This is a genomic window from Streptomyces sp. NPDC093984, from assembly GCF_044764595.1.
Taxonomy (GTDB): Bacteria; Actinomycetota; Actinomycetes; order Streptomycetales; family Streptomycetaceae; genus Streptomyces; species Streptomyces cynarae.
The window spans coordinates 344,091-366,241 of record NZ_JBIWIM010000006.1 but is presented as its reverse complement, the minus strand read 5'-3'; the positions used below and the strand labels follow the sequence as shown (position 1 = coordinate 366,241).

The 22,151-nt window shown below is 72.1% G+C and carries 18 protein-coding genes and 1 pseudogene; 10 read left to right on the top strand and 9 right to left on the bottom strand.

The features are described from left to right. Positions 1-186 precede the first annotated feature (186 nt). On the bottom strand, positions 187-1,224 hold the full coding sequence (locus tag ACIRC0_RS23590) for a ScbA/BarX family gamma-butyrolactone biosynthesis protein (protein WP_403618718.1): 1,038 nt from the start codon (positions 1,222-1,224) through the stop codon (positions 187-189). Between the two features lie 219 nt (positions 1,225-1,443). On the opposite strand from ACIRC0_RS23590, the gene ACIRC0_RS23585 reads away from it, so the two are divergent. Beyond that, the gene (locus ACIRC0_RS23585) at positions 1,444-2,121 is read left to right on the top strand and encodes a ScbR family autoregulator-binding transcription factor (protein ID WP_403618715.1); all 678 of its coding nucleotides are present in this window, start codon (positions 1,444-1,446) and stop codon (positions 2,119-2,121) included. Between the two features lie 182 nt (positions 2,122-2,303). Here ACIRC0_RS23585 and aroC read toward each other — a convergent pair whose 3' ends face one another. From aroC to ACIRC0_RS23570, 3 genes are read right to left on the bottom strand one after another with little or no spacing between them, the layout of a single operon-like run. Beyond that, complete coding sequence (gene aroC, locus ACIRC0_RS23580; RefSeq protein ID WP_403618712.1) at positions 2,304-3,503, bottom strand: chorismate synthase; 1,200 nt, start codon at positions 3,501-3,503, stop codon at positions 2,304-2,306. Beyond that, positions 3,500-3,766 (bottom strand): acyl-CoA carboxylase epsilon subunit, encoded by a 267-nt coding sequence (locus tag ACIRC0_RS23575; RefSeq protein WP_403618709.1) that lies wholly within the window; start codon positions 3,764-3,766, stop codon positions 3,500-3,502. Before ACIRC0_RS23575 ends, aroC begins: the two co-directional genes overlap by 4 nt. Beyond that, positions 3,763-5,325: an acyl-CoA carboxylase subunit beta gene (locus tag ACIRC0_RS23570; RefSeq protein ID WP_403618706.1), complete on the bottom strand. Its 1,563-nt coding sequence runs from the start codon at positions 5,323-5,325 to the stop codon at positions 3,763-3,765. Before ACIRC0_RS23570 ends, ACIRC0_RS23575 begins: the two co-directional genes overlap by 4 nt. Positions 5,326-5,614: 289 nt before the next feature. Between ACIRC0_RS23570 and ACIRC0_RS23565 the strand changes: the two genes are divergently transcribed. From ACIRC0_RS23565 to ACIRC0_RS23555, 3 genes are all read left to right on the top strand, one after another. Continuing rightward, positions 5,615-6,265 (top strand): RraA family protein, encoded by a 651-nt coding sequence (locus ACIRC0_RS23565; protein WP_403618703.1) that lies wholly within the window; start codon positions 5,615-5,617, stop codon positions 6,263-6,265. 369 nt (positions 6,266-6,634) lie between these two features. Further along, on the top strand, positions 6,635-7,183 hold the full coding sequence (locus ACIRC0_RS23560; RefSeq protein WP_403618700.1) for a L,D-transpeptidase: 549 nt from the start codon (positions 6,635-6,637) through the stop codon (positions 7,181-7,183). Between the two features lie 94 nt (positions 7,184-7,277). Beyond that, the gene (locus ACIRC0_RS23555) at positions 7,278-8,237 is read left to right on the top strand and encodes a D-2-hydroxyacid dehydrogenase family protein (protein ID WP_403618697.1); all 960 of its coding nucleotides are present in this window, start codon (positions 7,278-7,280) and stop codon (positions 8,235-8,237) included. Between the two features lie 17 nt (positions 8,238-8,254). Here ACIRC0_RS23555 and ACIRC0_RS23550 read toward each other — a convergent pair whose 3' ends face one another. The 5 genes from ACIRC0_RS23550 to ACIRC0_RS23530 all read right to left on the bottom strand — a co-directional run bounded on the left by ACIRC0_RS23550 (position 8,255) and on the right by ACIRC0_RS23530 (position 11,838). After that, complete coding sequence (locus ACIRC0_RS23550) at positions 8,255-8,752, bottom strand: DUF5949 family protein (protein WP_403618694.1); 498 nt, start codon at positions 8,750-8,752, stop codon at positions 8,255-8,257. 157 nt (positions 8,753-8,909) lie between these two features. Beyond that, on the bottom strand, positions 8,910-9,206 hold the full coding sequence (locus tag ACIRC0_RS23545; RefSeq protein ID WP_403618691.1) for a hypothetical protein: 297 nt from the start codon (positions 9,204-9,206) through the stop codon (positions 8,910-8,912). A gap of 138 nt (positions 9,207-9,344) precedes the next feature. Next, positions 9,345-10,061 (bottom strand): hypothetical protein, encoded by a 717-nt coding sequence (locus ACIRC0_RS23540; protein WP_403618688.1) that lies wholly within the window; start codon positions 10,059-10,061, stop codon positions 9,345-9,347. Positions 10,062-10,312: 251 nt separating this feature from the next. Next, positions 10,313-10,552, bottom strand: a complete 240-nt coding sequence (chpG, locus tag ACIRC0_RS23535) for a chaplin ChpG (RefSeq protein WP_403618685.1) — start codon at positions 10,550-10,552, stop codon at positions 10,313-10,315. Between the two features lie 419 nt (positions 10,553-10,971). After that, positions 10,972-11,838: a helix-turn-helix domain-containing protein gene (locus ACIRC0_RS23530; protein WP_403618681.1), complete on the bottom strand. Its 867-nt coding sequence runs from the start codon at positions 11,836-11,838 to the stop codon at positions 10,972-10,974. A gap of 273 nt (positions 11,839-12,111) precedes the next feature. Here ACIRC0_RS23530 and iolC point away from each other — a divergent pair, with 273 nt between their 5' ends. The 6 genes and pseudogenes from iolC to ACIRC0_RS23500 all read left to right on the top strand — a co-directional run bounded on the left by iolC (position 12,112) and on the right by ACIRC0_RS23500 (position 22,136). Then, positions 12,112-13,065 carry a 5-dehydro-2-deoxygluconokinase gene (gene iolC / locus ACIRC0_RS23525; protein WP_403618678.1) on the top strand — a complete coding sequence of 318 codons (954 nt, stop codon included), beginning with the start codon at positions 12,112-12,114 and terminating at the stop codon, positions 13,063-13,065. A 288-nt stretch (positions 13,066-13,353) separates the two neighbouring features. Then, a complete protein-coding gene (gene iolD, locus ACIRC0_RS23520; protein ID WP_403618675.1) occupies positions 13,354-15,237 on the top strand; it encodes a 3D-(3,5/4)-trihydroxycyclohexane-1,2-dione acylhydrolase (decyclizing) in 1,884 nt (627 codons plus the stop codon). Positions 15,238-15,251: 14 nt separating this feature from the next. Beyond that, positions 15,252-16,754: a CoA-acylating methylmalonate-semialdehyde dehydrogenase gene (gene mmsA / locus ACIRC0_RS23515; RefSeq protein ID WP_403618672.1), complete on the top strand. Its 1,503-nt coding sequence runs from the start codon at positions 15,252-15,254 to the stop codon at positions 16,752-16,754. A 299-nt stretch (positions 16,755-17,053) separates the two neighbouring features. Continuing rightward, on the top strand, positions 17,054-18,451 hold the full coding sequence (locus tag ACIRC0_RS23510) for an APC family permease (protein ID WP_403618670.1): 1,398 nt from the start codon (positions 17,054-17,056) through the stop codon (positions 18,449-18,451). Between the two features lie 175 nt (positions 18,452-18,626). Then, positions 18,627-21,276, top strand: a pseudogene (locus ACIRC0_RS23505) (alpha/beta fold hydrolase). Further along, the gene (locus tag ACIRC0_RS23500; RefSeq protein WP_403618667.1) at positions 21,273-22,136 is read left to right on the top strand and encodes an ABC transporter permease; all 864 of its coding nucleotides are present in this window, start codon (positions 21,273-21,275) and stop codon (positions 22,134-22,136) included. Before ACIRC0_RS23505 ends, ACIRC0_RS23500 begins: the two are co-directional and overlap by 4 nt. The last annotated feature ends 15 nt before the right edge of the window (positions 22,137-22,151 follow it).

The following is a 22,151-nucleotide window of genomic DNA, read 5'->3' as shown; positions in this document are numbered from 1 at the left end:
TCCGCCCGCCCCGCCACGCGACGGAACGTCAGTCGGCCTCCACCCGTCCCGCCACGCGACGGGGAACGTCACCCCGCCTCCGCCCGCCCCGCCACGCGACGGAACGTCAGTCGGCCTCCACCCGTCCCGCCACGCGACGGGGAACGTCACCCCGCCTCCGCCCGCCCCGCCACGCGAGGGGAAACGTCAGCCGGTCTCCGCCCACACCAGGTCCGCCGTGGTGACCACCTTGCCGCACTGCACCGCGTCGACGGTCAGCCGACGGGTGCCGGCGTCATGGCGGTCGTCCCGGACGACGAGTGATACCGGGGCGTCCAGCTCGACGAAGAGGCGGCAGTCGGTGGTGCACGAGACCAGGGAGTACGCGGCGGCGTCGGACGAGCCGCCGTTGACGAGCAGATGCCCGAGCTGCCGGAACCCCTCCAGGGATGCCATCATCGGCAGATGGTCGGTGGGATGGTCGAACAGGATCGCGTGGTCCGTGTCGATCCGCATGCGCCACTCCCCCGCTGCGGACCGCTCCAGCACACAGTCCTTGGCCCGCAACCGGCCCGTCCCCGTGGGCGGCACCGTCTCCCACTCCGCCTCGCCGGGCCCCGTCCGCACCGCGTCGCTCGTCAGTGAGACCGGGCTCGCGTAGGGGGTGCTGCGGGACCGCAGCACCTGATAGGTCCGTTCGTCCAGCGCGATGAAACGGATCCCGGTCCGCCCGCAGACCTTCCCGTCCACGGTCAGCTCCGCCTCCAGGCGCAGTCCGTGACGGCGCGGCGGCCGATGCCCCACCCGTACGCAGCGGACGTCCAGCACCACGGAGTGCGGCACCCCGCGCACGCGCAGGGGCGCCGGATCCGTGATCTCGAAGTCCATGTCGTAGGCCACGAACCGGTACCCGAGAGGCACGTCGTAGTACTCGTGGGAGAGGTAGACCAACGACTGCCGAAGCGTTTCTGCAATGAGCAGGGGATCCGTGCGGCCGAGCGGATCCGGGTAGTACAGCGCATGGTCCCTGGGCCACTGCGCGGCGACCAGGAAGTGGTCCTCCCCGATCGGTGCCGTGTCGGTGAGAAAGACCTCGGCCATGGCCGCGCGGTGCACCAGGGTGCGCGGCACCGGCCTGAGATGGTCGAGGCGCTGCGCGAAGTCGGCACGCCACGCGCCGCCCGCCACGACGGGCGCTTCGCACGTCGAGGTGCGGACGTCCGGCGTACCGCGCCGGTCAGTCACTTCAGTCACTGTCTCGGCTCTCGGAGCGGTCGCCTCCGCGGCTAAGACGTCAAACATGATGCGTCCTCCACTCAGTCACGATGGAACGATGTACGGATCGCTGCGATGACGGAGCGGGGGCAAAAATCCATCCCCCAGGGCCGAGAAAATATACCTTCGAGAAGGAATATTGCAATGCCTGCCGCTCTCCCCGACGATGGTCGGCATCACCAAGGAGCAATGAACGTGAAGAGGAGCACTGTGGGAGCAGCAGACAAGCCCACGCGCCGGCCCTCGTCCACGGCCGCCAGGCCGCGCGAGCTCAAGCAGGAGCGCGCCGTCCGCACCCGTCAGCAGGTGCTGGACGCGGCCGCCGCCGCCTTCGCGGAACGAGGCTTTCCGGCCGTGACCATGCTCGACATCGCCGAGATAGCGGGCATGACGAAGGGCGCCGTCTACTTCCACTACGCGAACAAGGAAGCCCTGGCCACCGCGGTGAGCGAGGAGTTCTACCGCCGTCTTCCCCTGATCGCCGAGGAGGTGGGCAAGGCAGGCCTGCCTCCCCTTCAGGCGGTGGCCGAGCTCCTCAACCGCACGGCGCTGGCCTTCCGCGACGACACGATGATCCAGGCCGGGGCACGGCTGCAGATCGAGTCGGCGTCCATCAACGCCTCGCTGCCCGAGCCGTTCGTCGGATACACCGAGTCGGTCACGCAGCTGCTCGACCGGGCGCGGAGCGCGGGCGACCTGCCGTCGCACAGCGCCCCGGACGCTCTGGGCCGGGTGCTCGTCGCGGCGTTCTTCGGGGCGCAGCACATCTCGTGGCGGCTCGACCAGCGGGCCGATCTCGTGACGCGCGTGCGGGAGATCATCGACGCCGTGCTGCCAATGGCGACCTCCGCGGCCGGCAAGGTCTGACACCGCGGAACCGGCACCTGGTCCCTTCCCGCACCGGACCACCTCCTCGGACCCGACCACCTCCTCGGACCGGACCACCTCCTCGGACCGGACCACCTCCTCGGACCAGACCACCCCCGGACGGCCCGACGACCGCCGCCACGCCGCTGCGGCGGCCGTCGGGAGGCCCGGCGGCGGTCACGTCAGCGGATGTGCAGGCTGTCGAGGTACGACCGCACGTTGCGGCGCGTCTCGGTCACGCTGTCGCCGCCGAACTTCTCCGCCACGGCGTCCGCGAGGACCAGGGCGACCATGGCCTCGGCGACGATGCCGGCCGCCGGCACCGCGCACACGTCCGAACGCTGGTGATGGGCCTTGGCCGCCTCACCCGTGGCCACGTCGACGGTGGCCAGCGCCCGCGGCACCGTCGCGATCGGCTTCATCGCCGCCCGCACGCGCAGCGGTTCCCCTGTGGACAGACCGCCCTCGGTGCCCCCGGAACGGCCGGTGGCACGCCTGATCCCGTCACCGGTCCGCACGATCTCGTCGTGCGCCTCGGACCCCGGCACCCGCGCCAGCCCGAACCCGTCGCCGACCTCGACCCCCTTGATCGCCTGAATGCCCATCAGCGCGGCGGCCAGCCGCGCGTCCAGCCGCCGGTCCCAGTGCACGTGCGAGCCCAGCCCGACCGGGACGCCGTACGCGAGGACCTCGACCACACCGCCGAGCGTGTCGCCGTCCTTGTGGGCCTGGTCGATCTCCGCGACCATCGCCTTCGACGTGTCCGCGTCCAGGCACCGCACGGGATCCGCGTCCAGCCTCGCCACGTCGGCCGGGGCCGGGTGGACGCCGTACGGGGCCTCGACGCTCGCCAACTCGACGACGTGCGAGACGATCTCGATCCCGGCGGTCTCCTTCAGATACGAGCGGGCCACCGCGCCCAGCGCCACGCGGGCCGCCGTCTCGCGGGCCGAGGCGCGCTCCAGGACCGGCCGGGCCTCGTCGAAGCCGTACTTCTGCATGCCCGCCAGGTCCGCGTGCCCCGGACGCGGCCGGGTCAGCGGCGCATTGCGGGCCAGCCCCGCCAGCACCTCCGGGTCCACCGGGTCGGCCGCCATGACCTGTTCCCACTTGGGCCACTCGGTGTTGCCGACCATGATCGCCACCGGTGAGCCCAGGGTGAGCCCGTGCCGGACACCGCCGAGGAACGTGACCTCGTCGCGCTCGAACTTCATCCGCGCACCGCGTCCATAGCCCAGCCGCCGCCTCGCCAGGTGGTCCGCCACCATCCCGGTGGTGATCGGCACGCCGGCGGGAAGGCCCTCCAGTGTCGCGACCAGTGCGGGGCCGTGGGACTCCCCCGCGGTCAGCCAGCGCAGCCTGCCCGCCGTCGCGGCGCTCATGCCGCCTCCCGCCGGCCGGTCAGGGGCGCCGCCGCCCACGACGTGGCGGCGGCCGACCAGGGCTCGCCGCGGCGCAGGGCCACGGGAGCCGTGGCCGTCCGTTCCGTGGCGCGCGGGGCCGGCTGCCGCCGCCGGGACAGCGCCGCCCCGAGCACGAGCGCCAGCGCGGCGACCTCCTCCGCCGTGGGCTCTCCCCTGACGACCCGCCAGGACCCGGCGGCCAGCAGGTCCTGCGCGCGAAAACCCTCGCTGCGGGCGCTCATTGGGGCTGGTTCCCATGCTTCCGGCCGGGCAGGGGGACGTGTTTCTCGCGCAGCATGGCCAGCACTCCAATCAGTGCGGAACGGGTGTCCGCTGGGTCGATGACGTCGTCAACGAGGCCGCGTTCGGCCGCGTGGTAGGGATGCATCAGTTCGCGCCGGTACTCCTCGACGCGCTGCCGGCGGGTGGCCTCCGGGTCCTCGGAGGCGGCGATCTCCCGCCGGAAGACGACACTGGCGGCGCCCTCGGCACCCATCACCGCGATCTCGTTGGTCGGCCAGGCCAGGCAGACGTCGGCGCCGATCGACTGCGAGTCCATCACGATGTAGGCGCCGCCGTAGGCCTTGCGCAGCACCACGGAGACCCGGGGCACGGTCGCGTCGCAGTACGCGTACAGCAGCTTGGCGCCGTGCCGGATCACGCCGTTGTGCTCCTGGTCGACACCGGGCAGGAAACCGGGGACGTCGACGAGGGTGACGAGGGGGATGTTGAAGGCGTCGCAGAACCGCACGAAACGCGCCGCCTTCTCGGACGCGTGGATGTCGAGCACCCCGGCGAGCACGGACGGCTGGTTGGCCACGACGCCGACGACCTGTCCGGCCAGCCGCGTCAGCGCGCACAGCACGTTGGGCGCCCACGCCTCGTGCACCTCGAAGAAGTCGCCGTCGTCGGCGATCTCGGCGAGCACCGCCCGCATGTCGTAGGCGCGCCGGGGGTCGGCGGGCACCAGGTCGAGGAGCGTGTCGGTGCGCCGGTCCGCGGGGTCCTCGACCGGAAGGGCGGGCGGGCGTTCGCGGTTGTTGGAGGGCAGCAGGTGCAGCAGGCGCCGTACGTCCTCCAGGCAGCTCTCCTCGTCGTCGTGGACGAAGCCGGCGAGCCCGGAGCGCGCGGCGTGCACGTCGGCGCCGCCGAGGCCGTCCTGCCCGATCCGCTCGCCGGTGACCGCCTGGACGACGTCGGGGCCGGTGAGGAACATCTGCGAGGTGCCGCGCACCATGAAGACGAAGTCGGTCAGGGCCGGGCTGTAGGCGGCGCCGCCCGCGCACGGCCCCATGATGACGCTGATCTGCGGAATCACCCCGGAGTTGCGGACATGACGGCGGAAGATGCCGCCGTAGCCGGCCAGCGCGGTCACGCCCTCCTGGATGCGCGCGCCCGCCCCGTCGCACAGGCCGACCAACGGCGCGCCGGCCTTCTCCGCCAGGTCCATGAGTCTGTGGATCTTCTGGGCGTGGGCCTCACCCAGGGCGCCGCCGAACATGCGGAAGTCATGGGCGTACGCGAAGACCGTACGGCCGTGCACGGTGCCCCAGCCGGTGACGACGCCGTCCGTGTACGGCCTCTTGTGTTCCAGGCCGAAGCCGCTCGCGCGGTGCCGGCGGAAGGGTTCGGTCTCGGTGAACGTGCCCTTGTCGAAGAGGAGCGCGAGCCGCTCACGCGCGGTCAGCTTGCCCTTCGCGTGCTGTGCGGCCGTGGCCCCGGCGCCCGGTCCGGCGTGCACCTGCTCGCGCAGGGCGGCCAGCGCGGCGGCCTTGGCGCGGGCTTCCCCCGGCTCGGTCATCTGCACGCCCCCCTCCGGAATCGGGACCGGCCGCTCCCGGCCGCACCCCTGGCCTCAGCTGGACACCTGCCATGGTGGACGCCCGCCCTAGCCGGAGCCTTGCAGGGATCTGTACCGGCGGCCTCGGTCCTCGATCGGAAGCGGCGTGATCACAACGTCAGCCGACGCGCATCTTCGGTAGGCTCGCCAGCATGGTCATGACCAGCACATCTCCGCAGGTCACAGGGGGTGTGTCGAGGTCACCACGACATGCGACGAGTCACCACGACATGCGACGAACGGAGCGACCATGACAGACGCCCCTGGAATCCTCGACCCCGCCGGTCCGTCGGTGTTCGCGGACATCCCCACGACCACCCTCGCCGACATCCTGGGCCGCGAGCAGGTCATGGACATCGGCATACGACCGCTGTGGTCACCGGTGCCGCGCACGGCCGGACCCGCGTTCACCGTGCGGTGCGCACCCGGCGACAACCTCATGCTGCACGCGGCCATCCACCGCGCCGGGCCAGGGTCGGTCATCGTCGTCGAGTCGGGCGACCTGGACTACGCACTGGCCGGCGGAAACGTCTGCGCCGTGGCCCGGCGGCGCGGCGTCAGGGGCTTCGTCGCCGACGGACTGATCCGCGATCTCGCCGAGGTCCGCGCCATGGGCTTCCCCGTCTTCGCCCGGGGCGTCATCCCCGTCCCCGGCGGCAAGTCGGTCGTGGAACCCCTCAACGTGGAGGTCCGCTGCGGCGGGGTGTCGGTGCGCTCCGGCGACCTGGTGGTGGCCGACGAGGAGGGCGTCGTGGTGGTCCCCGCCGCCCGCGCGGACGAGGTGCTCGCCGCGGCCCGGGCCAAGCTGGCCAAGGAGGCCACCGAAACCCTCGACGCCTGGGAGGAGGCTCACCGCGCCCGCGTCGACGAGATCCTGCGCGCCCAGAACTTCGAGGGCTGACGGCACGCCTGACGGGCCGTCGAGGACTGAGCGGACGAGGAGAACTGAAGGGCACCGTCCCGGGAGCGCCGCCGGGGGCATTGGGGTGATGCCCGCGGCGCCTCCGTTTGGCAGGAACGGGAAATGTCAACTGGTTCCCCGTTGACGCACGCCCGGAATTCCATGGGCCCGGTACCGAGAGGGAACCTGATGGCAAGGAGGAAACGAATCCCCTTCCGTTGGATTCGCATCTGGGCCACAGCGGGCATGGCATTTCCCATGACGCTCGCCGTCATCTCGGCTCCTTCGGCCGCGAGCACTCCGCATCTCCGCCCCGCCGACGACGAACCCCCGGAATGCCGGCTCGCCACAGGGCCTTTCCAACGGCAGGTGGAACAGTATCTGGGTCTGCGCCAGGACGGAGAGCAGTCCGCGGAGGACTGCGCGGCCATCCAACAGATGCAGCAGAAGTACGAGATCGACCCGGCGGACGGGTATGCCGATCTCATCAGCTACCGGGCCGCGAGCGTGACCTGGGCCGCGGCCCACAAGAAGTCCCTCACCGGATGCCCCAAAGGGGAGAAGGTCGTGGTCTGCGTGGACCAGGACCGTCAGTTGCTGTGGGTGCGGAAGAACAAGAAGATCGTCTTCGGTCCCGTCCCCGCCCGTACCGGCAGGCCCGGATACGCGACCCGCAATGGCCGGCACAAGATCTACCGGCGTGTGCAGGACTTCTATTCGACGCAGTTTCCCGGCCCCATGCCGTACAGCCAGTTCTTCGACCGCGGTGAGGCCCTCCACGCGAGCTACCGGCCGATTTTCGAGGACCCGGGATCGCACGGGTGCGTGAATCTCCGGTACGACGACGCCAAGGCGCTCTGGTCCCTGCTCCGCATCGGTGACAGCGTCTACCTCTGGGGCACCAGGAAGGGAGAGTAGTCGCACGGCGCATTCCCGGTCAGCCGTCCACAGGGCCACCGGGCCTGCGCACTCCGTCCGATAAGGTGCCCCCCGTTGATCAAAGGGGGCTGACATGCGGCTTCGCTGTGCCGTGCTCGACGACTTCCAGCAGATCGCGACGACCGTCGCGGACTGGTCACCGATCGGGGACCGGGTGGAGGTGGTGTCCTTCGCCGAGCACTTCGCCGACGAGGACGCCCTGGCCACGGCGCTGGCGGAGTTCGACATCGTGGTCACACTGCGCGAGCGCGTGCCGTTCCCGGGCTCGCTGTTCGCCCGGCTGCCCCGGCTGCGACTGCTCGTCGCCTCCGGCATGCGCAACAGCGTCATCGACCACGCCGCCGCGGAGGCGCACGGCGTGACCGTCTGCGGCACGGAGAGTTCCGGCACACCGCCCGTCGAGCTGACCTGGGCCCTGCTGCTCGGGCTCGCGCGCGGCATCGTCGAGGAGAACAACGCCCTGCGGCACGGCGGCCCTTGGCAGAGCACCGTGGGCGCGGACCTGCACGGACGGCGGCTGGGACTCCTCGGTCTCGGCAGGATCGGCAGCCGGGTGGCGCGGGTCGGGCTCGCGTTCGGAATGGAGGTCGCCGCCTGGAGCCAGAACCTCACGAAGGAGCGGGCGGAGGAGGTCGGGGTGGAACTCGCCGGGTCCAAGGAGGAGTTGCTCGCGGCAAGCGACTTCGTCTCGGTGCACCTCGCGCTCGGTGACCGCACCCGCGGCCTGGTCGGCGCCCGTGAGCTGGCGCTCATGAAGCCGACCGCCTACCTGATCAACACCTCACGTGCCGCCATCGTCGACCAGGACGCCCTGCTCGCGGCCCTGCACGAGGGCCGTATCGCGGGCGCGGGCGTCGACGTGTTCGACGTGGAGCCGCTTCCGGCCGACCACCCGATGCGCACCGCCCCGCGTCTGCTCGCCACCCCGCACCTGGGCTACGTCTCGCGCGACAACTACGCGACGTACTACGGCCAGGCCGTGGAGGACATCCAGGCATACCTGGCCGGCAAGCCGGTGCGCCGCCTCGGCTGACCGGCGGCCGCGGAGGCTCAGCCGCGCAGGCTGAGGGCCGGCGCCAGGACGTGCGCGGCCGTGGTCAGCGTCTCCTCGGCGCCCGCGAACGCCGCCAGCCGCTCCGGCTCGACGGGCCTGCCGGGCGCGGCCTCGGGCCAGGGGCGGGTGGCGAACAGGAAGTAGGCGTGGCCGCGTGCGCGCAGGGCGGCGAGCCACTGAGGCGGCACGGTGCACTGGGCGTTCAGATGCGGCATGGTGACGACGGCCCGGCCCGCCTCGGCCAGCAGCGTCACGGGCAGGCCGGGGCGCTGGGTGCCGTCGATGAGCTGGCCGCCCGGGTGCAGCCCGTTGGCGCGCAACAGCGCCTCGACGGCGGCCGCCGAGCCCTCGGGACCGCTCTCCCCGTCGCCGAGGGAGTAGGCGAGCAGGTAGGGCATGTCCCCGCCGGGGGCCTCCCCGCTCCAGGCCAGGACGACGAGCGTGCCGAGGTCGGCGGCGCGGAAGGGGCGCGTTGCGCTGGAAGTTGTGGTCACCGCGGAACCGTATCGACGGCCCGGCGGGCCACCGGACGGTTTCTCGCCCGACCGGGGGACGCGGACGGCGGCGACCACACGAACGAGGGACCCGGACGGCTAGGGCCTGTCTTTCCGATCAGGTCGGCTGCGAGGAAGGCCCTTCGGAAGGCAGGCCCTAGCGGCCCCGGAGCGGGAGACCGCCGAGCAGCCGGGCGGGGCCGGCCTGCCGGTTGAGGGCGGCCGCCGCGCCGTTCACGGTGCTCAGCACGGAGTGCTTGTTCTCGGTGTCCAGGGTGTCGGACTGGTGGGCGATGGGGCGGACGTCGAGGGTCTTCTGGGTGGTGACGGTCCGCAGTGCACCGTTGAGGCTGGTGGGCGTCAGGTCGGAGGCGTCGTCGGCGAAGGCGGGTGCGGCGACGCCGGCGGCGACCAGGGACCCGGCGACGACGGCGACGGCCTTGAGGGACTTCATCCGTGTTCCTTTCTTCGGCGACTGGAGTCACCGGAGCTTCGGTGACTCAAGTCACCGGAGGGGACGGTTGCGTCCTGGCTAACGAGCCCCCGACCCGGCGGAAACCCTTGGGGCCTCTCGTGTGCGGATCAGGCCGGTTCAGCGCTTGGGCGGGTACGGCAGGGCCGAGACCGTGTGCTGCGGCGGGTCCGTGGGCGTGCCGGCCGGCGCGAGCTTCGAGCCGGACATCGCAGAAGCCGTCGGCGTGGTCGTCGGGGTGGGCTTGGCAGTGGCGCTCCCGCTCGGCTTCGGCATCAGCGACGGCGGAAGGCTGGGCATGCTCGGAAGGCTGGGCAGGGGCGGCATGGTCACCCCGCCGGCCACGGAGGCGACGAGGACGCTGATGAGCTTGTTGAGCACGGCCGTGGCCGCAGGCAGTACCTGACCGCCGTTGCCGTTCGTGGTCGCCGCGGCCAGGTCGTCGACCGCCTTGCGCAGAGCGGCGAGCGCGTCGCCCTGCACGTCGTTGCGCGACGGTATGGGCACGGTCGGCGCCGGGGTGGGCGGGGCGATCCTGGTGATGGCGTCCTGCGCGGCCCTGCTGAGCTCGGCCGCCTGCTTGGCGGGCAGCCGGTGGTTGTCCGCCGTGAGCGCGGCCTTGAGGAGCTCGGAGACGGGGGCCACGGCGCGGTCGGCTTCGGCGAGCCGCTGGACCCGGGGCAGGAGCACCTCCGGGCCGGGCAGCGGGGCGGAGGCGTGGGTACGGCCGCGGGGCGCGTCGTGGTCGGCCGCCACCGCGGCGGGGCCGGTGATGCCGAGCAGCAAGGTGGCGCAGACGGCGGAGGAAGCAAGGCGGCGGGTGGACAGAGCAGGCATGAGTGGTCCCCTTCGTGGTCGGTGAGGGTGCTTGTGCTCACCGTGGAAGGAGCCGCCATGGCGTGCAACAGATCGGCCGCCCGCAGTAGCGTCCGCGGCCCGTCGGGCACCACGTTTTCGCTGATGAGAGGCCATATGAGCGGGTTGGCGACGGCGCCACCCGTTCGGTGCAACGCCGAATGGGCGCAAGGACGCCAACCGGCCGTCCCCCCGAGGGGGGAACGGCCGGCAGAAGGGTCCGCTGTCGGGCGTCAGCCGTTGGCGCAGGTGTTGCCGAACGCCGGGTTCAGCAGGCCGACGACGTCGATCGTGTTCCCGCACACGTTGACCGGAACGTGAATCGGGACCTGCACGACGTTGCCCGACAGAACGCCCGGAGAGTTGTCGGCGGCGGCGCTTGCGCCGCTGTCGGCGGCGGCGATGCCGGCGGTGCCCGCCACGGCCGCGGCGGCAACGGAGGTCAGGGCAAGGCCCTTCACGATACGCGACATGGAGAGGTGCTCCTTGGGGATCGTCACAACAGCCGGGCGGAATGCCCGACGTTGAGTCAACTGCGATGCACCCGCCCGGGTTGCGCCTCCGATGGGGTGATCTCCGGAATTGCCGCGCTTCACCCTTCCGGCACACTTGACTGGTTTCGCGCACCGCAGGAACTCGTGCACCGCAGGAACTCGTGCACCGCAGGAACTCGTGCACCGCAGCAGCTCATGCACCGCAGGAGCCGGCACCCCAGGCCGTGGCCGGGCGGTCGCCGCCGCGCCGTGCGCACCGGTGACGCGTACGGATCCCGGCCGGTCGGGCCGTCCCGGCCCCGCCCTGCCCCCGTGCAGGGCGGGCCGGACCCGCTGCGCCGGGCCGGCCCGCCGGTCCGTGCTTCCCCCGCAGCGACCGCCACGGGCCCAGCGTGCCGTCAGGCGATCCTTCCGGTCTTGGAAAAATGCGCACTGCCGTTCGGCGAGAGCACCAGGCTCGTCGCCTCCCCCGTCATCCGGTCCGCCCCGGGCAGCCCGGACGGCGTCGCCGCCACCGCCCCGCGCGCCGCGGCGAACTCCCGGGGCGTGCACCCGGTCATCGCCCGGAACTCCCCGCTCAGATGCGCCTGGTCGTAGAAGCCGCAGAGCGCCGCGGTCTCGGCGGCCGACCGCCCGGAGGCGAGCAGCCGCCGGGCGCGTTGCAGCCGCAGCACACGGGCCGCGGCCTTCGGGCCGAGCCCGATCTGTTCGCGGAACCGGTTCTCCAACTGGCGTACGCTCCACCCGACCTCGTCCGCGAGCCGCACCACCGGCACGGCACCTCCACTGCGCCGCAGCAGCGACCAGGCGCGCACCACCCGGGCCGAACTCGGCGGCCCCGTCCGCGTCCAGCGCGCGAGCACGTCGTCGAGCAGCCGGAAACGGTCCGCCCAGCAGGGCAGCGCGGCCAGTACGGCGGCGAGTTCGGCCACGCCCGCCCGGCCGCCACGACCCGCCGGAGGCGGCAACTCGTCCGGGTCGACAGGCCGGTTGGTCAACTCGTACTGACAGGCGCCGAAGAGCGTGAACGCGGCCCACGGGGTGAGCAGGACCTCGATGCCGAAGATGCGGCCGCCGTGCTCGCCGACGGCCGCCGTGGTGTTCAGCCCGGAATACACCGACTCAAGGGTCGTCGGGGGCCGGCCGGGCCGAGCGATACGAACGGAGCCCTCGAAGCCCAGCAGGAGCGTGGCCGCTCCGATGGGGGTCTCCAGGCGGCTGCGCGGGCCGTCGAGCGCCAGCCGGATCCCCCGGTAGCTGATCACACCGGGCCTTAGCCCAGGGTGCGGCCGCGCGACCACGGTTTCCCAACTCCCGCGCGGTCCGCGCCCACTGCGCGCCACCATCCCGCTCGCCATACGCCCTCCCGGCACACCCGGAAACCACCCATGGTGCCCACCCGCCCCAGCCTCCGGAAGCCCACTGGCCCTCGTTTTCCCGATACCACGTCAAGGTGTCATCCGAATGTCTGGACAAAACATTGACAGGGCTCCCCGGCGCGGCTAGACCTGGGGGGCAGCCGAAGCGAAGGGAACCCGATGGAGGCCTACGACCTGATCACCATGGGCCGGATCGGTGTGGACCTCTATCCACTGCAGACCGGGGTGCCCCTGCCGCAGGTGACGTCCTTCGGGAAGTTCCTGGGCGGTTCGGCGACGAACGTCGCGGTCGCCGCGGCCCGGCTCGGCCGGCGTACGGCGGTGATCACGCGCACGGGCGACGACCCCTTCGGCGTCTACCTCCACGAGGCGCTGCACGGCTTCGGCGTCGACGACCGCTGGGTCACGCCGGTGGCCGGGCTGCCGACACCGGTCACGTTCTGCGAGATCTTCCCGCCGGACGACTTCCCGCTGTACTTCTACCGGCAGCCGAAGGCACCGGACCTGGAGATCGACGCGCACGAGCTGGACCTGGACGCGATCCGGGCCGCGCGCGTCTTCTGGATCACGGGCACGGGCCTGTGCGAGGAGCCCAGCCGCACCGCCACGCTCGCGGCGCTCGCCCACCGCGCCAAGGCCGGCACGACGGTCTTCGACCTCGACTGGCGGCCCATGTTCTGGCGCGACCCGGACACCGCGCGCCCGTTCTACGCCGAGGCCCTGCGCCACACCACCGTCGCGGTCGGCAACGTGGACGAGGTGGAGATCGCCACCGGTGAGCGCGATCCGCACGCCGCCGCACGCGCCCTGCTGGACGCCGGTGTCGAGCTGGCCGTGGTCAAACAGGGGCCCAAGGGCGTCCTCGCGGTCAGCAGCACGGGCGAGTCGGCCGAGGTGCCGCCGCTCCCGGTGAAGGTCCTCAACGGCCTCGGCGCGGGCGACGCCTTCGGCGGGTCGCTGTGCCACGGGCTGCTGGCCGGCTGGGACCTGGAGCGGATCATGCGGTACGGCAACGCGGCGGGCGCCATCGTCGCCTCCCGCCTGGAGTGCTCCTCCGCGATGCCCACGGCCGGCGAGGTGGAGGCGGCGATCACGGCGGGAGCGGTGCTGTGACCGCCGCGACCGGAACATAGCGGGCAGAACTTAACAAATCCCGGGCAGGGACACCGTGTTGGCGGGCATGACCGGCCTCGCGCACGGTTCCGGGACGCCCGGGCACCGATCGCCTCCGGCGCGGGAGACCGCTTCGCCCTGGCAGGAGCGAAGTGCGAGCGCAGACTCCCCGCCCGCTACGGCCCCGCGCCGGAGGTCCGAGCGACGTACGGTCGAGACGTGCAGGGCGGCAGGGCCGTACCCCCGAGTGCGGATCTGCTTCCACCCGGACCACACGGAGGGATACCGATGACCTCAACGACGAGGCTCACGGTCGCTCAGGCGCTCGTGCGCTTCCTGGCCGCCCAGTACACCGAGCGCGACGGCGTGCACCGCCGGCTGATCGCCGCCACCTGGGGCATCTTCGGGCACGGCAACGTCGCGGGCATCGGGCAGGCGCTGGTCGAGTACCCGGACGCCATGCCGTACCGCCAGGGCCGCAACGAGCAGTCGATGGTTCACGCGGCGGTCGGCTACGCCCGCCAGTCGAACCGCCTGTCCACGCACGCGGTGACGACGTCCATCGGACCGGGCGCGACCAACCTGGTCACGGGTGCCGCCCTCGCCACGATCAACCACCTCCCGGTCCTCCTGCTGCCCGGCGACACCTTCGCCACCCGCCCTGCCGACCCGGTCCTCCAGCAGCTGCAGACCCCGTACGCCGGCGATGTGTCCGTCAACGACTGTCTGCGCCCGGTGTCGAAGTACTTCGACCGGATCACCCGTCCGGAGGCCCTGATACCGGCCGCCCTGCAGGCGATGCGCGTGCTCACCGACCCGGTGGAGACGGGCGCGGTCACGCTGGCGCTGCCGCAGGACGTGCAGGCGGAAGGCTTCGACTGGCCGGAGGAGTTCTTCGCCGAGCGGACCTGGCACGTGCGCCGCCCGGGCCCCGACCCGATCGAACTCGGCGAGGCCGTCCAAGCGATCCGCGCCGCCCGGCGCCCGCTCGTGATCGCGGGCGGCGGTGTCCACCACAGCCGCGCCGAGGAGGCCCTCGCCGAGTTCGCCGAGGCCACCGGCATCCCGGTCGCCTCCACCCAGGCCGGCAAGGGCTCGCTGCGCTGGGACCACCCCCAGGACGTCGGCGGCATCGGCCACACCGGCACCGCGGCCGCCGACGAGCTGGCTCGCACCACCGACCTGGTCATCGGCGTCGGCACCCGCTACACGGACTTCACCACCGCGTCAGGCACCCTCTTCACCGGCGAGGGCGTGCGCTTCCTCAACCTCAACATCGCGTCGTTCGACGGGCACAAGATGTCCGGGATGCCGCTGGTCGCGGACGCGCGCAGCACCCTGGAGGAGCTGACCGAGGCGCTGGAGCTGCACGACCACCGGGTCGATCCGGCGTACGTCGTCGAGTACACGGAGGACAAGGAGCGCTGGGAGCAGCGCGTGGAGGCCTGCTTCGAGGCCGAGGAACCGGATCTGCGGCCGACGCAGCCGCAGGTCGTCGGCGCGCTGGACGCGGTGGTGGACGAGTCGGACGTGATCGTCAACGCCGCCGGCTCGCTCCCCGGCGACCTGCACAAGCTGTGGCGGTCCCGCTCCCGCGACCAGTACCACGTCGAGTACGGCTACTCGTGCATGGGCTATGAGATCCCGGCCGCGATCGGCGTGAAGCTGGCCGCGCCGGACCGGCCCGTGTGGGCGCTGGTCGGCGACGGCACCTACCTGATGATGCCGACGGAGATCGTGACGGCCGTGCAGGAGGGCATCGCGATCAAGGTGCTGATCGTGCAGAACCACGGCTACGCGTCCATCGGCGGCCTGTCGGAGTCCGTGGGCGGCGAGCGGTTCGGCACCGCCTACCGCTTCCGCTCCGACGACGGCACGTACACGGGGGCGAAGCTGCCCGTGGACCTCGCCGCCAACGCGGCCAGTCTCGGGATGCGGGTGCTGCGCGCCAGGACCGTACGCGACCTGGGTGACGTGCTCGCCGAGGCGCGCGCCGCGGACACTCCCACATGTGTCTATGTGGAGACCGAAACCGCAGACACTGTGTCGGGCGCGCCTCCGGCGCAGGCCTGGTGGGATGTACCCGTGGCCGAGACCGCGACCCGGCCGTCCGCGGTCAAGGCGCGCGAGGTCTACGAACGGCACGCTGCCACCCGACGCCGCCATCTGTGAAGGAGTTCTCGGGCATGACGAAGATCGTCGACCACTGGATCGGCGGCAAGACCGCCGAAGGCGCGTCGGGCACGTACGGGCCGGTGACGGATCCGGCGACCGGCGCGGTCACCACGAAGGTCGCGTTCGCGACCGTGGAGGAGGTGGACGCGGCCGTCGCCGCGGCCAAGGAGGCCTTCGCGACCTGGGGCCAGTCCTCGCTCGCGCAGCGCACCTCGATTCTGTTCAGGTTCCGGGCGCTGCTGGACGAGCACCGCGACGAGATCGCGGAGCTGATCACCGCCGAGCACGGCAAGGTGCACAGCGACGCGCTCGGGGAGGTGGCGCGCGGCCTGGAGATCGTCGACCTGGCCTGCGGCATCAGCGTGCAGCTGAAGGGCGAGCTGTCCACGCAGGTGGCGAGCCGGGTGGACGTGGCCTCGATCCGGCAGCCGCTGGGTGTGGTCGCGGGCATCACGCCGTTCAACTTCCCGGCGATGGTGCCGATGTGGATGTTCCCGATCGCCATCGCGTGCGGCAACACCTTCGTGCTGAAGCCGTCCGAGAAGGACCCGTCGGCGTCGATGCGCCTCGCCGAGCTGCTGGCGGAGGCCGGGCTGCCGGACGGCGTCTTCAACGTCGTGCACGGTGACAAGGTGGCCGTGGACCGGCTGCTCGAACACCCGGACGTCAAGGCGGTGTCGTTCGTCGGCTCCACCCCGATCGCCCGCTACATCCACGCCACGGCCTCCGCGCACGGCAAGCGCGTGCAGGCCCTGGGCGGCGCCAAGAACCACATGCTGGTCCTGCCGGACGCCGACCTGGACGCGGCGGCCGACGCGGCGGTCTCGGCGGCGTACGGCTCCGCGGGTGAGCGCTGCATGGCCATCTCCGCGGTCGTCGCGGTCGGCTCGATCGGCGACGAGCTGGTGGAGAAGATCCGCGAGCGCGCCGAGAAGATCAAGATCGGCCCCGGCGACGACCCGGCGTCCGAGATGGGCCCGCTGATCACGAAGGCGCACCGCGACAAGGTGGCGTCGTACGTCGCGGGCGCGGCGGCGGAGGGCGCCGAGGTCGTCCTCGACGGCACCGGGTACACCGTCGACGGCTACGAGGACGGTCACTGGATCGGCATCTCGCTGCTGGACAAGGTGCCGACCACGGCGAAGGCGTACCAGGACGAGATCTTCGGCCCGGTGCTGTGCGTCCTGCGCGTGGACACGTACGACGACGGCGTGGCGCTGATCAACTCCTCGCCCTTCGGCAACGGCACCGCGATCTTCACCCGGGACGGCGGCGCGGCCCGCCGCTTCCAGCTGGAGATCGAGGCCGGCATGGTCGGCGTGAACGTGCCGATCCCGGTCCCGGTCGGCTACCACTCCTTCGGCGGCTGGAAGGACTCGCTCTTCGGCGACCACCACATCTACGGGAACGACGGCACGCACTTCTACACCCGCGGCAAGGTGGTCACCTCCCGCTGGCCCGACCCGGCCGACGCGCCGGCGGGCGTGGACCTGGGGTTCCCGCGCAACCACTGATCATCGCCCGGCAGGGCTGACGAGGCCGTCCGTTATGCGGACGGCCTCATTTTTTTCCGCGGCCCCGCTGCGGTTCCCGTATCCGCGCAAGTGCCGAACAGACGGACCGATTGACGCGCGATTCAGTCGTAGATCGCGTTTCTGGTACGGATTCCGTAGGTGAACACCCATTGACGCGGCGGTTTTCGTCGGGGTTCGATGCGTGCGCCGGGAGCGGACCAGAGCACGTACGACCGAAGCCGCGGAGGCGATAACGCTCCCGACCCCACCATGTCGCACAAGTCGATCGGAATCGCCGCATGACCGACACGCTCCGCCCTGTCGAGAACGCCCCCGTCCCGGCATCGGGCAGTCCCCAGAAGCTCAAACGGTCCATCGGCGTCATCGGCGGCACCCTGCTCACCCTGTCGTGCGTGACGCCCGCCTCCACGCTCTTCGTGGTCGTCCCCGACCTGTTCGGCTCGCTGGGCACCGCCACCGCCCTCACCATCGCCATCGGCTCCGTCCTCTGTATCGCGGTGGCGTTCTGCTACTCGGAGCTGGGCACCCTGATCCCCAGCGCGGGCGGCGAGTACGCGATGGTGTCGACGCTGGCCGGACGGCTCGCGGGCTGGCTGGTGTTCGTGCTGTCCCTGCTGGTCGTCATGATCGTGCCGCCGGTGATCGCGATGGGCACGGCGGACTACCTGGCTCCGGTGGTGCACCTCGACCCGGCCATGACGGGCGCCGGAGTCATGCTCCTCGCCACCCTCGCCGGCCTGCTGGACCTGCGCGCCAACGCCTGGATCACCGGCGTCTTCCTGGTCCTGGAGGTCGTGGCCGCAGGCGTCGTCGCGGTCCTCGGCTTCGCGCACGGCGAGCGCGGGGCCGGCACTCTGGTCTCGATGCAGGTGACCGGCGCCGGCGGGCACACGGACCACGTCACGGCCATGATGGTGGTCTCCGGCCTCGCCATCGCCCTCTTCGTCACCCAGGGCTTCTCGACCGCCGTCTACCTCTCCGAGGAACTGGAGAACCCGCGCCACACCGTCGCCCGCACGGTCCTCGCCACCCTCGCCATCTCCTCGGTCGTCATCCTGGTCCCGGTCGTCGCGATCACCATGGGCGCCCCCGACCTCAAGGCGCTGACCGGCGGCGACCTCAGCAGCATGGTCACCGCCTGGTCGAACACCGCCGTCGGCACCTTCGTGAGCCTGTGCGTGGCGCTCGCGATCATCAACGCGGGCATCGTCATGGTCATCCAGAACTCCCGCGTGCTGTTCGCCTCGGCCCGCGACAAGGCCTGGCCCGAGCCGGTCAACAACGCGCTCGCCAGGCTCGGCCGGTTCGGCTCCCCGTGGGTCGCCACCCTCGTCGTCGGCGTCCCCGGCGCGCTGCTCTGCTTCGTCAACCTGGACACGCTCTACGGCGTCACGGGCGTCTCGGTGACCGGCATGTACCTGCTCGTCGCGGTGGCCGCCCTGCTCGCCCGGCGCGGCGCGCACGCGCACACGCCGGCCTGGCGGATGCCGCTGTGGCCCGCGATGCCGGTCCTGCTGATCGCGGTCCTGGGCTACATCCTCACCCAGCAGGAGGCGGCCTACCTGCTGTGGACGGGCGGCATCACGGCCGCCGCCACCCTGTACTGGGTCCTCTACCTCCGCCCGCGCCGCGCGACCCGCTGGCTGGTGTCGCTCCCGGAGGACGCGCGGGCCTGAGCCGCCGTCCCCGTCGCCCCCTCGCCCCTGCCGCCCGCATCACCGGTGGCAGGGGCGGCCGCGTCGTCGTACCACGGCTGCGGTACGCGGCGGCACGCCCGTACGCCCCCAGGAGGGGCCCCGGTTCAGCCCCGCGGCTGCCCCGGTTGTCGATGGTGGCCTCTACCGTTGACGCATGGATCTTCGACTGCCCGCATTCCGTGGGTTGCGCCGAGGGACCGTGGCCGCCGTGGTCGCGGTCCTCCTCGTGCTGGCCGGTGTCGGGACGTGGACGGCCGCCGCGTCGGACGACGCGCCGGCCGTGCACCGCACCGACAGAGTCATGGACATGGGCGGCGGAGTACGGATAGACACCTCTTTCTTCACGTCCGGATCCGCCGGCCGTCGCCCGGCCGTCCTGCTCGCGCACGGCTTCGGCGGCAGCAAGGACGACATGACGGACCAGGCGCTCACTCTCGCCCGGGACGGGTACGCGGTGCTGACCTGGTCGGCGCGCGGCTTCGGCAGGTCCACGGGGAGGATCGGGCTGAACGACCCCAAGGGCGAGGTCGCCGATGTCTCCCGGCTCATCGACCGACTGGCTGTCGAAGCGGCCGGAGGTCCAGCTGGACAAGCCGGGCGATCCGCGCGTGGGCATGGCCGGCGCGTCCTACGGCGGGGCGATAGCGCTGCTGGCCGCGGGGTACGACCACCGGGTGGACGCCATCGCCCCGGCGATCACGTACTGGAACCTGGCGGACGCCCTCTTCCCGAACGGCGTGTTCAAGAAGCTGTGGACCGGCGTCTTCGTGAACTCCGGCGGCGGTTGCGCCAAGTTCACCGCCGAGCTGTGCCGGATGTACGAGCGGGTCGCCGAGTCCGGCAAGCCGGACGCCAAGGCGCGTGACCTCCTCCAGGCGCGTTCGCCGTCCGCCGTGGCCAAGGACATCGAGGTGCCCACCCTGCTGGTGCAGGGCCAGTCCGACTCGCTGTTCCCGCTCGGGCAGGCGGACGCGGCGGCCCGGGCGATCCGTGCCAACGGCGCCCCGGTGGACGTCGACTGGATCGCGGGCGGTCACGACGGCGGGGACATGGAGACCAGCCGCGTGCAGGCCCGTGACACCGCCTGGTTCGACCGCTATCTGAAGGGCGACAAGGGCGTCGACACGGGGCCCGCCTTCCGGATCACCCGCACCGGGGGCATCGACTCCACGGACGGCGCGGCCCAGTTGAGAGGCGCGAGCGGCGCCTCGTACCCGGGGCTGGAGAGCGGGCAGCGGACGGTCGAGCTCAGCGACCGCCGTCAGCGCTTCGCCAACCCGGCCGGGGCCACCCCGCCCGCGGTCTCCGCGCTCCCCGGCCTCGGCGGCTCGGGCGGCCTCGCCCAGCTGTCGTCGCTGGGCGTCGGGGTGTCGCTCGACTTCCCCGGGCAGTACGCGCAGTTCGACTCGCGTCCCGTGCGCCAGGACGTGTGGATCACCGGCTCGCCGACCGTGACGGTGCGTGTCACGTCGACGAGCGACGACGCTGTGCTGTTCGGGAAGGTGTACGACGTCGGCCCCGGCAAGGGACAGCCGGTACTGCCGTCGCAACTGGTCGCCCCGGTCCGGGTGGAGGGAGCCAAGGCCGGCAAGGACGTCACGCTGACCCTGCCCGCCGTCGACCACCAGGTGCAGAAGGGACACCGGCTGCGGCTGGTCCTCGCCTCCACGGACCTCGGCTACGCCTCCCCGACCGCACCCGCCACGTACACGGTCTCCCTGAAGAGCGGACTGAGGGTGCCGACGGCACCCGGGGTCGCCACCGCGGCGGCCCCGCTGCCCTCCTGGGTGTGGTGGCTGCCGGTGACCGGGGCGGTCGTCGCGGCGGCCCTGCTGCTCACGGCCCGCCGCCGTACGACGGCACCGGCGCCCGACCCGGCGCTTGCGGACGTGCCGCTGCAGATCACCGGCCTGAGCAAGCGGTACGCGAAGTCGGCGGACCGGTACGCGGTCAGGGACCTGTCCTTCCGCGTGGAGAAGGGACAGGTGCTGGGCCTGCTGGGGCCGAACGGCGCGGGCAAGACCACCACGCTGCGCATGCTGATGGGCCTGATCCGGCCGGACGGCGGCGAGATCCGCGTCTTCGGCCATGCGGTGCGCCCGGGTGCGCCGGTGCTGTCACGGGTCGGGGCCTTCGTGGAAGGCGCCGGATTCCTGCCGCACCTGTCCGGCCGGGAGAACCTGGAGCTGTACTGGCGGGCGACGGGCCGCCCGGCCGAGGACGCGCACCTGGACGAGGCGCTGGAGATCGCGGGGCTCGGCGACGCGCTGGAGCGCGCGGTGCGCACGTACTCCCAGGGCATGCGGCAGCGCCTCGCCATCGCCCAGGCGTTGCTGGGCCTGCCGGACCTGCTGATCCTGGACGAGCCGACCAACGGCCTGGACCCGCCGCAGATCCGCGAGATGCGCGAGGTCATGATCCGGTACGCGGCGGCCGGCCGCACGGTCATCGTCTCCAGCCACCTGCTGGCGGAGGTCGAGCAGTCCTGCACCCACCTGGTGGTCATGGACCGCGGCCGACTGCTCCAGGCGGGCCCGGTCAAGGAGATCGTCGGCTCGGGCGACACCCTGCTCGTCGGCACCGCCACACCCGTGGAGGAGCCGCTCGTGGAGAAGGTGGGCGCGCTGTCGGGCGTCGCCTCGGCGGTGCGCACGGAGGACGGGCTGCTGGTCCGGCTCGACGCGGGCGGCAGCGCGCGGCGACTGGTCGCGGAGCTGGTGCGGCTGGACGTCCCCGTGGAGTCCGTGGGCCCCCACCGGCGTCTGGAGGACGCCTTCCTGACCCTGATCGGAGGTTCCGCATGAGTGCGCTCGCCGAGCGGGCGGAGACGGCCGACGGGTACCGGGCGCGGCGGACGCTGCCGCTGCGCGTGGAGCTCGTCCGGCAGTTGAAGCGGCGCCGCACCCTCGTGATGGGTGCCATCCTGGCCCTGCTGCCGTTCGTGCTGGTCGTCGCGTTCGCCATCGGCGGCGACCCGGGCTCGCGCAACGGCCAGGTGACGCTGATGGACACGGCGACCGCGTCGGGTGCCAACTTCGCCGCGGTGAACCTGTTCGTCTCCGCCGGGTTCCTGCTGGTCATCCCGGTGGCCCTGTTCTGCGGTGACACGGTCGCCTCGGAGGCGAGCTGGTCCTCGCTGCGCTATCTGCTCGCGGCACCCGTGCCCCGCGCCCGCCTGCTGTGGTCCAAGCTCGCGGTGGGACTCGGCATGAGTCTCGCGGCCATGGTGCTGCTGCCGGTCGTCGCGCTCGCGGTGGGTACGGCCGCCTACGGCTGGGGGCCGCTGGAGATGCCGACCGGCGGCTCCCTCTCCCCGGGCACGGCGGCTCAGCGGCTCGTCGTCGTGGTGGCGTACATCTTCGTGTCCCAACTGGTCACCGCCGGGCTCGCGTTCTGGCTGTCGACGAAGACGGACGCACCGCTGGGAGCGGTGGGCGGCGCGGTCGGGCTCACCATCGTGGGCAACGTGCTGGACGCGGTCACCGCTCTCGGCCACTGGCGCGACTTCCTGCCGGCGCACTGGCAGTTCGCCTGGGCCGACGCGGTGCAGACCCGACCGGAGTGGGCCGGCATGGTCCAGGGCACGGCGATCTCGGTGACGTACGCGCTCGTGCTGTTCGCCCTGGCGTTCCGCGGTTTCGCCCGCAAGGACGTCGTCTCCTAGGCCAGCCGGAGATCC

Coding starts and splice junctions, on each gene's coding strand:
- aroC (WP_403618712.1), bottom strand. CDS start 3,503: ATGAGCGCCGCGACGGCGGGCAGGCTGCGCTGGCTGACCGCGGGGGAG.
- ACIRC0_RS23585 (WP_403618715.1), top strand. CDS start 1,444: ATGAACGTGAAGAGGAGCACTGTGGGAGCAGCAGACAAGCCCACGCGC.
- ACIRC0_RS23510 (WP_403618670.1), top strand. CDS start 17,054: ATGACCGACACGCTCCGCCCTGTCGAGAACGCCCCCGTCCCGGCATCG.
- mmsA (WP_403618672.1), top strand. CDS start 15,252: ATGACGAAGATCGTCGACCACTGGATCGGCGGCAAGACCGCCGAAGGC.
- iolC (WP_403618678.1), top strand. CDS start 12,112: ATGGAGGCCTACGACCTGATCACCATGGGCCGGATCGGTGTGGACCTC.
- iolD (WP_403618675.1), top strand. CDS start 13,354: ATGACCTCAACGACGAGGCTCACGGTCGCTCAGGCGCTCGTGCGCTTC.
- ACIRC0_RS23570 (WP_403618706.1), bottom strand. CDS start 5,325: ATGACCGAGCCGGGGGAAGCCCGCGCCAAGGCCGCCGCGCTGGCCGCC.
- ACIRC0_RS23500 (WP_403618667.1), top strand. CDS start 21,273: ATGAGTGCGCTCGCCGAGCGGGCGGAGACGGCCGACGGGTACCGGGCG.
- ACIRC0_RS23545 (WP_403618691.1), bottom strand. CDS start 9,206: ATGAAGTCCCTCAAGGCCGTCGCCGTCGTCGCCGGGTCCCTGGTCGCC.
- ACIRC0_RS23540 (WP_403618688.1), bottom strand. CDS start 10,061: ATGCCTGCTCTGTCCACCCGCCGCCTTGCTTCCTCCGCCGTCTGCGCC.
- chpG (WP_403618685.1), bottom strand. CDS start 10,552: ATGTCGCGTATCGTGAAGGGCCTTGCCCTGACCTCCGTTGCCGCCGCG.
- ACIRC0_RS23575 (WP_403618709.1), bottom strand. CDS start 3,766: ATGAGCGCCCGCAGCGAGGGTTTTCGCGCGCAGGACCTGCTGGCCGCC.
- ACIRC0_RS23565 (WP_403618703.1), top strand. CDS start 5,615: ATGACAGACGCCCCTGGAATCCTCGACCCCGCCGGTCCGTCGGTGTTC.
- ACIRC0_RS23555 (WP_403618697.1), top strand. CDS start 7,278: ATGCGGCTTCGCTGTGCCGTGCTCGACGACTTCCAGCAGATCGCGACG.